The following is a 14379-nucleotide window of genomic DNA, read 5'->3' on the forward strand; positions in this document are numbered from 1 at the left end:
TGGCAGCCGCCAGCAACATCGGGCCCAGGAGAGTAAAATACTGCATTGCATCAATCCCCTTCGCAGTAATCCACCCAATCAACCAAGTCGTCGCCCACCATGTCCGAAGAAGTTAGTCTCGACCGCGCCAGCCAGCCGCTGTCCGGGACCGCCGTCACGTTCCACATCGTTTCTACTGCATTTTTTACATTCATTTGCTATCTGGCAATCGGCATACCGCTGGCGGTGCTGCCCGGCTACGTCCATACCGACCTCGGCTACAGCTCGGTGCTGGCCGGCCTGGCGATCAGCATGCAGTACCTGGCGACCTTGCTGAGCCGGCCGTTCGCCGGCCGCATGGCCGATTCGGTCGGCCCCAAGACCGCCGTCCTGCGCGGCCTGGCCGGCTGCAGCGTCAGCGGCGTGTTCCTGCTGGCGGCGGGATTCTTTCCGCACATGCCGGCGCTAAGCCTGGCGATCCTGCTGATTGGCCGGCTGGTGCTCGGCTGCGGCGAAAGCATGGTCGGCACCGGCGCGATTACCTGGGGCATTGGCCGGGTCGGCGCCCAGCACACGGCGCGCATGATTTCCTGGAACGGCATCGCCACTTATGGCGCACTGGCTATCGGTGCGCCGCTGGGCGTGGTGATCCACCATGCCTGGGGCCTGGCCGCAGTAGGCGCCACGGTGACCGTGCTGTCGCTGGGCGGTTTCCTGCTGGCGCGCCTGAAAGCGGCGACGGCCGTGGTGCGCGGCGAACACTTGCCGTTCCAGCACGTATTGCGCAAAGTATTTCCACATGGCATGGGCCTGGCCCTGGGCTCGATCGGCTTCGGTTCCATCGCCACTTTCATCACCTTGTTTTACGCCAGCCATCAATGGCCCAACGCGGCATTTTCACTGACCTTGTTCGGCACCTTCTTTGTCGGCGCGCGCCTGCTGTTCGCCAGCACCATCTCGCGCTTCGGCGGTTTCCGGGTGGCGATCGTCTGTTTCTCGGTCGAAGCGCTTGGCCTGTTGCTGCTGTGGCAGGCCAGTTCGCCTGCGCTGGCGCTGGTCGGCGCGTCGCTTACCGGCTTCGGTTTTGCCCTGATCTTCCCTGCGCTCGGAGTGGAAGCGGTGAACCTGGTGCCGGCCACCAACCGCGGCAGCGCCCTCGGCGCCTATTCGGTGTTCCTGGACCTGGCGCTGGGCGTCACCGGCCCGCTGGCGGGATTGATCGTGGGCCAGTTCGGCTGTCCGGAAGTGTTCCTGTTCGCCGCCGTGGCGTCGCTGGCAGCGGTGGCGCTGACTGTCAGCATGTATCGCCGTGCGCAGCCGGCTTCCAGCACTGCCGTCCCCGGTTAGGCCGGGAAAAACACGGGCGTTGCTTTGCCTGCGTCGAATTGACTTAAAATCGAGCTGCAAGTCTTCATACATCACTGTTAGAAGGAGTAGCGCAATGGTAAAGAAAAGCGTCGCCGTCATCGACATCGGCATCAGCGACAAGGATCGCAAGAAAATCGCCGACGGGCTCAGCAAGCTGCTGGCCGACACCTACACCCTGTACCTGAAAACCCACAATTTCCACTGGAACGTCACCGGGCCGATGTTCAATACATTGCACCTGATGTTCGAAACCCAGTACAACGAACTGTGGCTGGCGGTGGACCTGATCGCGGAACGGATACGCGCGCTCGGCTACCCTGCGCCGGCTACCTACAAGGCTTTCTCCAAGCTAACTTCGATTACGGAAGAAGAAGGCGTGCCGAACGCGACCGCCATGATCCAGCAATTGGTGCAGGGACAGGAAGCCGTCACTCGCACCGCGCGTTCGATTTTCCCGGTGGTTGACGCCGCCTCGGATGAACCGACCGCGGACTTGCTGACGCAGCGCATGCAGCTGCATGAAAAAAATGCGTGGATGCTGCGCAGCCTGCTGGAAACCTGAACGGTTTCAAATCAACCGAGCGGTCGCGGCGACAATCAATTTGCAGCCGCGATCATCGGCGCCTAGCGGTTTTCAAATAACGTAACGAAGCTGCGCGCTGCAGCGGCGGGATCGTCCGCCAGGTAAACGCTGCTGATGGCAGCCACCATATCGGCGCCGGCCGCAATCAGGGGCACCGCGTTCTCTTGCGTCATGCCGCCGATCACCACGTTCGGCGCCGCAATTTGCGCTTTGGCGCGGGTGACGATGTCGGGCGGCGTGGTGACCGGATATTTCTTGACGCGCGACGGATAGAATCCGCCGAACGCCACATAGCTGGCGCCGTCGCGGTATGCGGCATGCGCCAGTTCCAGGTCGCCGTAACAGGACGCGCCGACAATCTTGTCCGCGCCCACCATGGCCCGCACTTCGGCCACGCTGGCGTCGGTGCCGCCGACGTGGATGCCGTCCGCTCCCAGCTCCATGCATAGCTCGACATAATCGTTGACGATAAAGGGCCGCTGATAACGCCGGCACAATTTCAGCAAGGCTTCAGCCTGTTGCCGCCGTTGCGCGGCATCCGCGGTCTTGTGCCGGTACTGCAGCAAGGCCGCGCCTCCCTGCAAGGCTTGCTCGGTTACCTGCAACAGTTTGTCGGTGTCGTCCCAATCGGGTGTGACGATGTATAAACCCTTCATCGCTTTATCCTCGTAATTTTAAGAATGGCAGAGTGCGGCTGGGGATGCGCTGGCCGGCCGCGATGGCATAGGATTCCGCCAAAGTCTGCTGGCAATAGGTTTGCGCAGCGTCTATCGCCGGCTCCATGTCGATGCCTTGCGCCAGCAGCGCCGACAACGCCGCCGCCAGGGTGCAGCCGCTGCCGTGGAATTCGCCCGGCAGGCGCGGCCAGCGCCAGCTGCGCTGTCGGCTCCGGCTGATCCAGCGGTTCACTACTTCATCCGGTTCCCGACCATGGCCGCCCTTCAGCAGCACATGCCGGCAGCCGCGCTCAAGCAGCAGCGCGGCTTGTTGTTCGGGACTGACCTGGGCGCCGCACAAACGGTCGGCCTCAATCCGGTTCGGCGTGATCACGGTGGCCAGCTCGAATAGCGGGGCCAGCGCCGCAACCGGATCTTCACTTGCCAGGCTGTCGCCGCCGCCGGTCGCCAGCACCGGATCGAACACCACCGGCAAATCAGGCTGCCGTGAACGCAGCTCACGGATAATGTCGGCAATCGCTTCGGCATTGGCGCGGTTGCCGACGATGCCGAGCTTGACCGCGGAGATATCGATACGATCAACCAGCGCCTGCGCCTGTTGCCGCACCAGATCCGCAGCCACCGGATGGACGCCGAACACGCGCTGGTTGTCCTGCACTGTCAGCACCGTCACTACCGACAAGGGATGTCCGCCGAGTGCGGCAATCGCCGTGATGTCGGCCTGCAAACCGGCGCCGCCGCTTGGGTCCGAGCCGGAAAACACCAGCACGCAGGCCGGCGCTGCAGCACCTGCATTCACTTGATTCGTCCCGCCATCGGTGAGGATGGCGACGCCGCAAAGCGCTTCGGAATCCGGCCGGCGAGAAACGCTTCGCGCCCGGCTTCGATCGCCAGCCGCATCGCCCGCGCCATGCGGATCGGGTCCTGGGCGCCGGCAATCGCGGTATTCATAAGCACGCCGTCGCAACCCAGCTCCATCGCAATCGCCGCATCGGACGCGGTGCCGACGCCGGCATCGACCAGCACCGGCACCTTGGCCTGCTCGATGATCAGCGACAGGTTCCACGGGTTCAGGATGCCCATGCCAGAACCGATCAGCGACGCCAGCGGCATCACCGCAACGCAGCCGATCTCTTCCAGCAGGCGCGCCTGGATCGGATCGTCGCTGCAATACACCATGACGTCGAAACCGTCCTTGACCAGGGCTTCTGCCGCTTTCAAGGTCTCCGGCATGTTGGGAAACAGTGTACGTTCGTCGCCCAGCACTTCCAGCTTGGCCAGCTTGTGCCCGTTCAGCAATTCACGCCCGAGCTGCAGCGTGTAAATCGCATCGGCGGCAGTGTAGCAACCCGCTGTGTTGGGCAGGATGGTGTAACGCGATGGCGGCACCACATCCAGCAGGTTGGGTGCTTTCGGGTCCTGGCCGATGTTGACGCGCCGGATCGCCACCGTGATGATTTCGGCGCCGCTGGCTTCGGTGGCGGCGCGCGTCTGCTCCAGGTCGCGGTACTTGCCGCTGCCGACCAGCAGCCGCGAGCTATAAGTCTTACCGGCGATAGTCAGGCCGGTGTCTTGTTGTCCCGTTTCAGGGAGAGAATTCAGATCCATGACAAATCCTTTAAAGATTTCCTACGATTTCCAGTGCGCACCCGAATAACTTTGTGCCGCCTCCAGAAACCGTAGCGAGCGGCTCAAGGTCTGGGTAAGAAGCGCAGCCGTACGAAAGTACGGTGAGCATCGCAGCCCGGAGATTGAGTCGCGCAGTAGGTTTATGGAGGTGGATTACCCACCGCCGATGGCGCGCACGACATCTACCTTGTCTTCCGGCTGCAAGATGCGCTGCGGCCACAGGCTGGCCGGCACCACCTGCCGGTTGACGGCGACCGCCACCGCCTTCCCGGCCAGTTCCAGCGCCGTGATCAGCTGTTGCAGGTTCTCGCCGTCAGCCAGCGGATGCGGCGCACCGTTAAGAACGATTTCCATCATCGGCCTCACTGCTTGCTGTAGATTTCCGCGCCGTTCTTGACGAACTCGATGGCTTTCACTTCCATTCCCTGCTTCAACGCAGCGATGTCGGAAATGCCTTGCGCGGCGGCGTATTCGCGCACTTCCTGGGTGATCTTCATGGAGCAGAAATGCGGGCCGCACATGGAGCAGAAATGCGCTACCTTGGCGGAATCCTTGGGCAGGGTTTCGTCATGGAATTCGCGCGCCTTGTCCGGATCGAGGCCGATGTTGAACTGGTCCTCCCAGCGGAATTCGAAACGTGCTTTCGACAAGGCGTTGTCGCGGATCTGCGCGCCCGGATGGCCCTTGGCCAGGTCGGCCGCATGCGCCGCGATCTTGTAGGTGATGATGCCGTCCTTGACGTCGACCTTGTTCGGCAAGCCCAGATGCTCCTTCGGCGTGACGTAGCACAGCATGGCCGTGCCGTACCAGCCGATGGTGGCGGCGCCGATGCCGGAAGTGATGTGGTCGTAGCCTGGCGCGATGTCGGTGGTCAGCGGTCCGAGCGTGTAGAACGGCGCTTCGTGGCACTGTTCCAGCTGCAGGTCCATGTTTTCCTTGATCAGATGCATCGGCACGTGGCCCGGGCCTTCGATCATTACCTGCACATCGTGTTTCCAGGCGATCTGGGTCAGTTCGCCCAGGGTCTTCAGTTCGCCCAGCTGCGCTTCATCGTTGGCGTCGTAGATCGAACCTGGACGCAAGCCGTCGCCGAGGCTGAAGCTGACGTCGTAGGCTTTCATGATTTCGCAGATGTCTTCGAAGTGGTCATACAGGAAGGATTCGCGGTGATGCGCCAGGCACCACTTGGCCATGATGGAACCGCCGCGGCTGACGATGCCGGTCAGGCGCTTGGCTGTCATCGGCACGTATTGCAGGCGTACGCCGGCGTGGATGGTGAAATAATCGACGCCCTGCTCGGCTTGCTCGATCAAGGTGTCGCGGAAGATCTCCCAGGTCAGGTCTTCGGCCTTGCCGTTGACCTTTTCCAGCGCCTGGTAGATTGGCACAGTGCCGATCGGCACTGGCGAATTGCGGATGATCCATTCGCGGGTTTCGTGGATGTGCTTGCCGGTCGACAGGTCCATCACGTTATCGCCGCCCCAGCGGATAGCCCAGGTCATCTTTTCGACTTCCTCGCCGATCGACGAAGTCACCGCGGAATTGCCGATGTTGGCGTTGATCTTGACCAGGAAATTGCGGCCGATGATCATCGGTTCGATTTCCGGATGGTTGATGTTGGCGGGAATGATGGCGCGGCCGCGGGCGATTTCATCGCGCACGAATTCCGGCGTGACGAAATCGCCTGCGGCCGGCAGCGACGCGCCGAACGACTGGCCCGGATGCTGGCGGCCCATCAGGTCGGCCAGCTTGTTGCCCATCGGGCCGGAGGCTTTCAGCTCTTCCAGGTATTCCTTGCGGCGCATGTTTTCGCGGATCGCCACGAATTCCATTTCCGGCGTGACGATGCCTTGGCGAGCGTAATGCATCTGCGAGACATTCTTGCCGGCCTTGGCGCGGCGCGGCTTGCGGTGCAGGTTGAAGCGCAGTTCGGCCAGCTTGGGATCGTTGAGGCGCTCGATGCCGTATTCCGAGCTCGGGCCCGGCAGTTCTTCGGTATCGTCGCGTTCCATGATCCATGGCAGGCGCGGCGTCGCCAGGCCGGAGCGGATATCGATCTTTACATCGGGATCGCTGTACGGTCCCGAGGTGTCATAGACATAGATCGGCGGATTCTTTTCGGCGCCGAACGAGGCCGGCGTATCGGACTGGCTGATCTGGCGCATCGGTACGCGGATGTCGGGACGCGAGCCGGTGACATAGATCTTGCGGGAATTGGGCAGGGGGTGGATGGCGGCTTCATCCACCGTTGCTGTGGCGGACAAGAATTTCGGATTGGCGTTCATATTGGCTCCTTTGCTTGTAATTCATGGCTTGGAGCCAGCAAAGGAGTTTTCGAGTCTGGGGCGCGGGATCACGGAACATTCTTGTGAATCGGCCGGTTACATCTCGACAGCTTCCCTTCGCTGGCATTACCCAGATCAGGTTCGAGGGTATTTCTCACCCGATTGCATTGGCATTTCAGCAATCAGGACCCCTAGCGTTGCATTGCCCCGGTGTTTGAATCCCGAAGCAGCGGAAAGGATTTTACACCCGCAATCGGCTCGCGGTATATCGAAAATCCGGGTTTCCTTATCCCAGATCAAGTATAGAAGCCGGCGATCCGTGGCAAATCCGCCTGCACGATTGTCTTTACGTCAAAAAACCATGTCTCCCGGCCGCCAATGCTAGGACCGAGTCGGCTGCGTACTTTATAATCATCGTTTTAGATCGCTTTAGCAAAGAACCCCAATAAATCATGGAATTAGCCAAGTCTTTCGACCCTGCCGAGATTGAACAATTCTGGCGCAGCGAGTGGGAAAAGCGCGGGTACTACACCGCCACCACCGACGCCGACAAGCCGTCCTTCAGCATCCAGTTGCCGCCACCCAACGTCACCGGCACGCTGCACATGGGTCACGCTTTCAACCAGACCATCATGGATGGCCTGACCCGCTACCACCGGATGCGCGGTTTCAACACGGCATGGATCCCGGGCACCGACCACGCGGGCATCGCCACGCAAATTGTGGTCGAACGGCAACTCGACGCGCAAAAGATTTCGCGCCATGACCTCGGCCGTGAAAAATTCGTCGAAAAAGTCTGGGAATGGAAAGAACAGTCGGGCTCGACCATCACTGGCCAGATGCGCCGCATGGGCGCTTCTACCGACTGGAGCCGCGAATACTTCACGATGGACGAAAAACTGTCCGGCACCGTGGTGGAAGTGTTTGTAAGGCTGTTTGAACAGGGCCTGATCTATCGCGGCAAACGGCTGGTGAACTGGGATCCGGTGCTGGGCACCGCCATCTCGGAACTGGAAGTGGCGTCGGAAGAAGAAGACGGTTCGATGTGGCATATCCGTTATCCGTTTGCCGACGGCAGCGGCCACCTGACGGTCGCCACCACGCGTCCTGAAACCTTGCTGGGCGACGTTGCCGTGGCAGTCGATCCGACTGACGAACGTTATATCCACCTGGTCGGCAAGATGCTCAAGCTGCCGTTGACCGACCGCGAAATTCCGGTGATCGCCGACAGCTACGTCGACAAGGAATTCGGCACTGGCTGCGTGAAGATCACGCCAGCCCATGATTTCAACGATTACGCAGTAGGCCAACGACATCAGCTGGCGCAAATCACGATCCTGACGCTGGACGCCAAGATCAATGAAAACGGCCCGGCCCAGTACCAGGGCATGGATCGTTTCGTGGCGCGCAAGCAGATAGTGGCCGACCTCGATGCCCAAGGCTTGCTGGAATCGGTCAAACCGCACAAGCTGGTGGTGCCGCGCGGCGACCGCACCGGCGTGGTGATCGAACCGATGCTGACCGACCAGTGGTTCGTGGCGATGAGCAAGCCGGCGCCGGAAGGCACGCACTTCCCGGGCAAGTCGATTACCGAAGTCGCACTGGAAAAAGTCGCCAACGGCGAAATCCAGATGATTCCGGAAAACTGGAACAACACCTACAACCAGTGGCTCAACAATATCCAGGACTGGTGCATCTCACGCCAGTTGTGGTGGGGCCACCAGATCCCGGCCTGGTACGCGGACGACGGCCAGATCTTTGTCGCCCGCGACGAAGCTGCCGCCCGGGCGCAAGCCGCGGCCGCAGGCTATAGCGGCGAACTCAGGCGCGACGACGATGTGCTCGACACCTGGTTCTCGTCGGCGCTGGTGCCGTTCTCGACCCTGGGCTGGCCGGAAGAAACGCCGGACTACAAGATGTTCCTGCCGTCCTCGGTGCTGGTCACCGGCTTCGACATCATCTTCTTCTGGGTGGCGCGGATGGTCATCATGACCACCCACTTCACCGGCAAGGTGCCGTTCAAGACCGTCTACGTGCACGGCCTGGTGCGCGACGGCAACGGCCAGAAGATGTCCAAGTCGAAAGGCAATACGCTTGACCCTATCGACCTGATCGACGGCATCACGCTGGAAGAACTGGTCGCCAAGCGCACCGTCAGCCTGATGAAGCCGAAGGACGCGGAACGCATCGCCAAGGCGACCCGCAAGGAATTCGCCGACGGCATCCCGGCCTTCGGCACCGATGCGCTGCGCTTCACTTTCGCCTCGCTGGCGACACTGGGCCGCAACATCAATTTCGACCTCGGCCGCTGCGACGGCTACCGCAATTTCTGCAACAAGCTGTGGAACGCCACCCGCTTCGTGCTGATGAACACCGAAGGCAAGGACTGCGGTTTCGACGGCCATACGCCTGGCGTCTGCGACAAGGAAAAACTGCAATTCTCGCAAGCCGACCGCTGGATCGTTTCGCTCCTGCAGCGCACCGAAGCCGACGTCGCCAAGGGTTTTGCCGATTACCGTTTCGACAATATCGCTTCGGCCATCTACAAATTCGTCTGGGATGAGTATTGCGACTGGTACCTGGAAGTGGCCAAGGTGCAGATCCAGCACGGCAGCGAAGCGCAGCAGCGCGCTACCCGCCGCACTTTGCTGCGCGTACTGGAAGTCGTGCTGCGCCTGGCGCACCCGATCATTCCGTTCGTCACCGAAGCCCTGTGGCAAAGCGTGGCGCCACTGACCGGCAAGACACTCGACCCGGCCGGCGACTCCATCATGCGCCAGCCTTATCCTGAAGCGGCACTGGAAAAGATAGACGAAAACGCCGAAACCTGGATGACCCACCTGAAGTCGCTGACCGACGCCTGCCGCAACCTGCGCGGCGAAATGCAATTGTCGCCGGCGCTGCGGGTGCCGCTGATCATCGCCGGCTCGGCAGAGCAACAGGCTACGCTGCAGTCGTTCGCACCGTACCTGCAGGCATTGGCGAAATTATCAGAAGTACAAGTAGTAGAGACTCTACCCGAATCCCCTGCGCCGGTCTCCATAGTGGGCGATGCTAAGCTGCTGCTCAAGGTGGAAATTGATGTTGCAGCTGAACGGGAACGTCTGGGCAAGGAAATCACTCGTATAGAAGGGGAGATCGCCAAAGCCCAGGTCCAGCTAGGCAATGAGAGCTTTGTGGCAAGAGCACCGGCACAGGTGGTGGCACAGATGCAGGAACGCGTGGCCAATTTTTCGAGTACCCTTGAGAAATTGCGGGAACAGTTTGCAAAATTAAAAGTATCTTGATTTCTTAATAATACGATTGCGCCGGCCTGCAGCAACGCAGCCGGTGCGACAGAGACAGGAGACAAACATGAGTAAAACTTTAACGCAACTTTTGATGACGGCCATCGCCAGCACAGCCTTGCTGGCTTTCGGCGCCTTCGCACAAGACACCAGCTCGGCAGTCGGCCTGTGGAAGAATATCGATGACCATACCGGCAAGCCCAAGGCGCTGATCCGTATCAGCGAAGCCAACGGCGAACTGCACGGCAAGATCGAAAAGCTGCTGCGCGATCCCAGCCAGGACCAGAATCCGAAATGCGTGAAATGCCAGGGCGAGCTGAAAGACCAGCCTATCCTCGGCATGACCATCATCAACGGCATGAAAAAGGATGGCAACGAGTACAACGGCGGCACCATTCTTGATCCGGACAACGGCAAGGTTTACAAAAGCAAGATGTCGCTTGCCGACGATGGCAAGAAACTGAATGTACGCGGCTATATCGGCGTACCGATGCTTGGCCGCACCCAGACCTGGGTACGCGAAGAGTAATTGTTTCGCCAGTACGCTGTTTCCCCAAAAAAAATGCCGTTCAAGCGATTCGCTGAACGGCATTTTTATTTGCCTGGCGCTACACCCTGCAGCAGCCGGATTACACGAAGGATACCGTCAGGCCCGGCAGCGCGATGCCTGAAAACGCGGTGACCCAGGTCTGTCCTGCCTGCACCGGATAAGCATCGGTCCAGGTGCCGGTAGTGATGATTTCGCCGGCCTGCAAAGGCGTGAACTGCGATTGCGCATTCAGCACCTGGTGCAAATGCCACAAGGCGTGCACCGGGCTGTCCAGCACGTCGCTGCCGAAACCGGCGCCGCACAAGGTCACCGAATCTTCAGTGCAGCACGACAGCGAAACGCTGGCGTTGGCCAGCATGCTGGCGAGATTGCGGCGGGTTGCGGTCGACAGCATGTGCGGCTCGCCGACGATCAGCGTGCCGTGCAGGCCGAACGCGGCGATCGCATCGACCACTTCGAATTTCCAGTCCGGGAAAGGGCACACCACGATTTCGAAGGCGTGCGCCATCCATTCGATGCAGTCGGCGATTTCTTCCAGGTCCGCATCCGGCGCCGGCGTCCGTCCCAGGCTGAACACTACTTCCGGTTCGATGCGCGGCTGCAGCGCCCCTTCCAGGCTCTGGATGCCGCGGTTATCTTCGGCGTAGCGCACCGTACTGTCGAACACATGCGCCCAGATCGGTGCATTGATAGTTTCGGTAATGCCGTATTTTGGCCAGATGGTGCGGTTGCTGAAGCCGACCTTGCGGCCGACCGGGGTATCGCCCTGGCCGATGCTGGCGTCCAGGATGCGCTTGCCGATATCGTATCCGTCCATCGGCGAGAGAGCGTCGGCGGCCGACAACAGCGGCATCAATTTGGCACGCGCCCGCGCATCCAGAAGCTGGTTGGCGTAACGGTTAGCTTTGGTAGACATAAGCATGGTTGACTTGCACACTATTAGTGAAGGCTATCGTATTGTCTGTGACGTTTAATTTTTACACAAGCGCAGAAATGTTGATATTCCGGCACTTGCATTGCGGGACGACACGGGGCCCGCGATCCTGCCTTGATGAGAAACGTTTATCGAATCCGCGATTTCTGCAGAAACTGGTCAAGCTGGGCAGCGAACAAATGGCGGTCGCTCTGGTTGAATGCGGCCGGACCGCCGGTTTCCACGCCGCTTCCGCGCAGCTCATCCATGAAATTACGCATGGTCAGATGCTGCTGGATGTTGTCATTCGTATAAAATTCGCCGCGCGGATTCAATGCCTTGCCGCCCTTCTCCAACACATCGGCGGCCAGCGGGATATCCGCTGTGATCACCAGGTCGCCAATTTGCAGCAGCCGGACGATTTCACGATCGGCGACGTCAAAACCTGCCGGCACCTGCACTGCCCTGATGAAACGGGATGGCGGCACTCTCAGCAACTTGTTGGCCACCAGGACCACTACTATCTGCAAACGGTCGGCGACCCGGAACAGAATCTCCTTGATGACGTTCGGACATGCATCGGCGTCAACCCAGATCTGCATCGCCGCCGGCTGTCCGGTTGCTGCATCGGCATCTGTAGGCGAATTAATTTTGCCCCCATAACTCACCGTTCGGCCCGGTGCGCGGCGCCGCCACGCCAAAATGGGTGTATGCCAGCGGAGTTGCAATGCGGCCGCGCGGCGTGCGCTGCAGGTATCCCTGCTGGATCAGGTACGGTTCAAGCACATCTTCGATCGTGTCGCGTTCTTCGCCGATGGCGGCGGCAAGGTTGTCGAGGCCGACCGGACCGCCGCCGAACTTGAACAGCACCGCTTCCAGCAGCTTCCTGTCCATGACGTCGAAACCGACCGGATCGACATCCAGCATCACCAGCGCGGCATCCGCCATCGGCTTGGTGATTTCGCCATTGCCTTTGACTTCGGCGTAGTCGCGCACCCGGCGCAGCAGGCGGTTGGCGATGCGCGGCGTGCCGCGGCTGCGCTTGGCGATTTCGAAAGCGCCATCGTCCATGATCGGCGCACCCAGCAAGGAAGCGCTGCGCGTGACGATCTTGCTCAATTGCTGCGGCGTATAAAATTCCAGGCGGGCGACGATGCCGAAGCGGTCGCGCAGCGGATTGGTCAGCATCCCGGCGCGCGTGGTCGCGCCTACCAGGGTGAACGGCTGCAGGTCCAGGCGCACCGAGCGCGCGGCCGGGCCTTCGCCGATCATGATATCGATCTGGTAATCTTCCAGCGCGGGATAGAGGATTTCTTCCACCACCGGCGACAAGCGATGGATTTCATCGATGAACAGCACGTCATTGGCTTCGAGATTGGTCAGCAGCGCAGCCAGGTCGCCGGCGCGTTCCAGCACCGGGCCCGAAGTCTGGCGCAGGTTGACGCCCATTTCGCGCGCAATGATATGCGCCAGCGTGGTCTTGCCCAGGCCCGGGGGACCGAACAGCAAGGTATGGTCCAGAGCTTCGCGCCGCTGCCTGGCGGCGGTAATGAATATCTGCAGCTGGTCGCGTATCTTTTCCTGGCCGACATACTCGTCCAGCTGCTTCGGCCGCAGCGCCCGCTCGATCGCCTCTTCATTCGGCGAAGCAGGCGTGGCAGCGATAATGCGTTGTTCGGCGAAATCGTCGGTTTGGATACTCATGGTCGGATTGTAGCCAGACTGTAGCGATTAGATATAAAAAAAGACATCTACACCATCAATAAAGCAATAATGATCAGCTTTAGCCTGTCCGATTACAACTTGGACAGGGCTTTCAGTGCCAATTTGATACCGTCCGACACGCTGGCGTCAGCCGGCAGCTGCTTGAGCGCCAGCATCGCTTCCTTGTCGGAATAACCAAGCGCAATCAGGGCATTCAGGATATCGCCGCTGGCGTCGCTGGCATGATGGCTGCCGACCGGTCCCAGGTCCGCTCCCAGCTTGCCTTTCAATTCGAGCAACAGGCGCTCGGCGGTTTTCTTGCCGATGCCGGGCACCTTGGTGAGGCGGCCGGCTTCCTGCATGGTGATCGCCTGCGCCAGATCCTGCACCGACATGCCCGATAAAATGGACAAGGCGGTACGGGCGCCGACGCCGCTGATCTTGATCAGCTGCTTGAAAACATTCCGTTCCTCGGCAGTGCCGAAGCCATACAGCACATGCGCATCTTCGCGTATCGCCAGGTGGGTCAGCAAGGCAACCTTCTCGCCCAGCCCCGGTAAATTATAAAAAGTGCTCATCGGCACACCGACCTCGTAGCCGACGCCATTGCAGTCAATTAATAATTGGGGAGGATTTTTTTCGAGCAGAATCCCGGAAAGACGACCTATCATCGCAGTATGGCCTTTATGTGAATCAATGAATCATACAGGACAACTGGTTAAAAACACAGTGGTTTTGTTACGGGAAAGATGAAATTGCCGGAAATTATCGACTACGTAAACCAAAACCCCAAAGCAAAAACCCTCTGCAGTTGTCTGCAGAGGGTTTTTTAATAAAAGCCTGACGATGACCTACTTTCACACTGGTTGCAGCACTATCATCGGCGCAAAGTCGTTTCACGGTCCTGTTCGGGATGGGAAGGGGTGGTACCAACTCGCTATGGTCATCAGGCATAACTTGTATCGCAGTTTGTTCTCCGGTTGGAGCAACAAAGAGCGCAATTTAGAAGAAGTAGTTTTTTATACCGGCTCCACCAGGGTGGGTGGAGTCGGTTGGGTATGAATGTCCAAACGGTGTTGCTATCGTTGATGGATAGTCACCTTGGCAAACAAATAAGCTCATCATATAACCTGCTAAGGTTATAGGGACAAGCCTCACGGGCAATTAGTACTGGTTAGCTTAACGTATTACTACGCTTCCACACCCAGCCTATCAACGTCCTGGTCTCGAACGACCCTTTAGGGGAATCTAGTTCCCGGGAAATATCATCTTAAGGCAAGTTTCCCGCTTAGATGCTTTCAGCGGTTATCTCTTCCGAACTTAGCTACCCGGCAATGCCACTGGCGTGACAACCGGTACACCAGAGGTTCGTCCACTCCGGTCCTCTCGTACTAGGAGCAGCCC

The 14379-nt window shown here is 59.7% G+C and carries 13 protein-coding genes, 2 rRNA genes and 1 riboswitch; of the genes, 4 read left to right on the top strand and 11 right to left on the bottom strand.

What is annotated here, in order from left to right:
• The first annotated feature begins 99 nt into the window (after positions 1–99).
• The gene (locus JWQ61_RS11835; protein ID WP_304360706.1) at positions 100–1326 is read left to right on the top strand and encodes an MFS transporter; all 1227 of its coding nucleotides are present in this window, start codon (positions 100–102) and stop codon (positions 1324–1326) included.
• Positions 1327–1420: 94 nt separating this feature from the next.
• Positions 1421–1909, top strand: a complete 489-nt coding sequence (locus tag JWQ61_RS11840) for a Dps family protein (RefSeq protein WP_041741205.1) — start codon at positions 1421–1423, stop codon at positions 1907–1909.
• Between the two features lie 62 nt (positions 1910–1971).
• Here the strand turns inward: JWQ61_RS11840 and thiE are convergent, their stop codons facing one another.
• The 5 genes from thiE to thiC all read right to left on the bottom strand — a co-directional run bounded on the left by thiE (position 1972) and on the right by thiC (position 6521).
• Entirely contained in the window at positions 1972–2586 is a 615-nt protein-coding gene (gene thiE / locus JWQ61_RS11845) for a thiamine phosphate synthase (RefSeq protein ID WP_304360707.1), read from the bottom strand.
• Positions 2587–2590: 4 nt separating this feature from the next.
• Positions 2591–3406 (bottom strand): hydroxymethylpyrimidine/phosphomethylpyrimidine kinase, encoded by an 816-nt coding sequence (locus tag JWQ61_RS11850; protein ID WP_304360708.1) that lies wholly within the window; start codon positions 3404–3406, stop codon positions 2591–2593.
• Positions 3403–4215: a thiazole synthase gene (locus JWQ61_RS11855; RefSeq protein WP_304360709.1), complete on the bottom strand. Its 813-nt coding sequence runs from the start codon at positions 4213–4215 to the stop codon at positions 3403–3405. Before JWQ61_RS11855 ends, JWQ61_RS11850 begins: the two co-directional genes overlap by 4 nt.
• A 174-nt stretch (positions 4216–4389) precedes the next feature.
• The gene (thiS, locus tag JWQ61_RS11860; RefSeq protein WP_092396856.1) at positions 4390–4590 is read right to left on the bottom strand and encodes a sulfur carrier protein ThiS; all 201 of its coding nucleotides are present in this window, start codon (positions 4588–4590) and stop codon (positions 4390–4392) included.
• An 8-nt stretch (positions 4591–4598) separates the two neighbouring features.
• Positions 4599–6521: a phosphomethylpyrimidine synthase ThiC gene (gene thiC / locus JWQ61_RS11865; protein WP_061538915.1), complete on the bottom strand. Its 1923-nt coding sequence runs from the start codon at positions 6519–6521 to the stop codon at positions 4599–4601.
• Between the two features lie 95 nt (positions 6522–6616).
• Positions 6617–6724: riboswitch (TPP riboswitch) on the bottom strand.
• 249 nt (positions 6725–6973) lie between these two features.
• On the opposite strand from thiC, the gene JWQ61_RS11870 reads away from it, so the two are divergent.
• Positions 6974–9808 carry a valine--tRNA ligase gene (locus JWQ61_RS11870; protein WP_304360710.1) on the top strand — a complete coding sequence of 945 codons (2835 nt, stop codon included), beginning with the start codon at positions 6974–6976 and terminating at the stop codon, positions 9806–9808.
• Between the two features lie 94 nt (positions 9809–9902).
• The gene (locus JWQ61_RS11875) at positions 9903–10337 is read left to right on the top strand and encodes a DUF2147 domain-containing protein (protein WP_304360714.1); all 435 of its coding nucleotides are present in this window, start codon (positions 9903–9905) and stop codon (positions 10335–10337) included.
• Between the two features lie 100 nt (positions 10338–10437).
• Here JWQ61_RS11875 and JWQ61_RS11880 read toward each other — a convergent pair whose 3' ends face one another.
• The 6 genes from JWQ61_RS11880 to JWQ61_RS11905 form a co-directional block, all read right to left on the bottom strand.
• Positions 10438–11280, bottom strand: coding sequence for a 2-keto-4-pentenoate hydratase (locus tag JWQ61_RS11880; RefSeq protein WP_061538912.1), 843 nt, complete (start codon positions 11278–11280; stop codon positions 10438–10440).
• Positions 11281–11420: 140 nt separating this feature from the next.
• Complete coding sequence (locus JWQ61_RS11885; RefSeq protein ID WP_304360711.1) at positions 11421–11873, bottom strand: YaiI/YqxD family protein; 453 nt, start codon at positions 11871–11873, stop codon at positions 11421–11423.
• Positions 11874–11916: 43 nt separating this feature from the next.
• Positions 11917–12975 (bottom strand): Holliday junction branch migration DNA helicase RuvB, encoded by a 1059-nt coding sequence (ruvB, locus tag JWQ61_RS11890; protein WP_304360712.1) that lies wholly within the window; start codon positions 12973–12975, stop codon positions 11917–11919.
• A gap of 92 nt (positions 12976–13067) precedes the next feature.
• Positions 13068–13646, bottom strand: a complete 579-nt coding sequence (gene ruvA / locus JWQ61_RS11895) for a Holliday junction branch migration protein RuvA (RefSeq protein ID WP_304360713.1) — start codon at positions 13644–13646, stop codon at positions 13068–13070.
• Between the two features lie 167 nt (positions 13647–13813).
• Positions 13814–13926, bottom strand: a 5S ribosomal RNA gene (rrf, locus tag JWQ61_RS11900).
• Positions 13927–14118: 192 nt separating this feature from the next.
• Positions 14119–14379: ribosomal RNA gene (locus JWQ61_RS11905) — 23S ribosomal RNA — on the bottom strand; the annotation flags it as partial.

The organism is Collimonas fungivorans (genome assembly GCF_028292705.1).
Lineage (GTDB): Bacteria > Pseudomonadota > Gammaproteobacteria > Burkholderiales > Burkholderiaceae_D > Collimonas > Collimonas fungivorans_B.

Excerpts from the sequence above, each read along its gene's own strand:
- JWQ61_RS11835 (WP_304360706.1), top strand. The coding sequence starts at position 100 with ATGTCCGAAGAAGTTAGTCTCGACCGCGCCAGCCAGCCGCTGTCCGGG.
- JWQ61_RS11840 (WP_041741205.1), top strand. The coding sequence starts at position 1,421 with ATGGTAAAGAAAAGCGTCGCCGTCATCGACATCGGCATCAGCGACAAG.
- thiE (WP_304360707.1), bottom strand. The coding sequence starts at position 2,586 with ATGAAGGGTTTATACATCGTCACACCCGATTGGGACGACACCGACAAA.
- JWQ61_RS11855 (WP_304360709.1), bottom strand. The coding sequence starts at position 4,215 with ATGGATCTGAATTCTCTCCCTGAAACGGGACAACAAGACACCGGCCTG.
- thiS (WP_092396856.1), bottom strand. The coding sequence starts at position 4,590 with ATGGAAATCGTTCTTAACGGTGCGCCGCATCCGCTGGCTGACGGCGAG.
- thiC (WP_061538915.1), bottom strand. The coding sequence starts at position 6,521 with ATGAACGCCAATCCGAAATTCTTGTCCGCCACAGCAACGGTGGATGAA.
- JWQ61_RS11870 (WP_304360710.1), top strand. The coding sequence starts at position 6,974 with ATGGAATTAGCCAAGTCTTTCGACCCTGCCGAGATTGAACAATTCTGG.
- JWQ61_RS11875 (WP_304360714.1), top strand. The coding sequence starts at position 9,903 with ATGACGGCCATCGCCAGCACAGCCTTGCTGGCTTTCGGCGCCTTCGCA.
- JWQ61_RS11880 (WP_061538912.1), bottom strand. The coding sequence starts at position 11,280 with ATGCTTATGTCTACCAAAGCTAACCGTTACGCCAACCAGCTTCTGGAT.
- JWQ61_RS11885 (WP_304360711.1), bottom strand. The coding sequence starts at position 11,873 with ATGCAGATCTGGGTTGACGCCGATGCATGTCCGAACGTCATCAAGGAG.
- ruvB (WP_304360712.1), bottom strand. The coding sequence starts at position 12,975 with ATGAGTATCCAAACCGACGATTTCGCCGAACAACGCATTATCGCTGCC.
- ruvA (WP_304360713.1), bottom strand. The coding sequence starts at position 13,646 with ATGATAGGTCGTCTTTCCGGGATTCTGCTCGAAAAAAATCCTCCCCAA.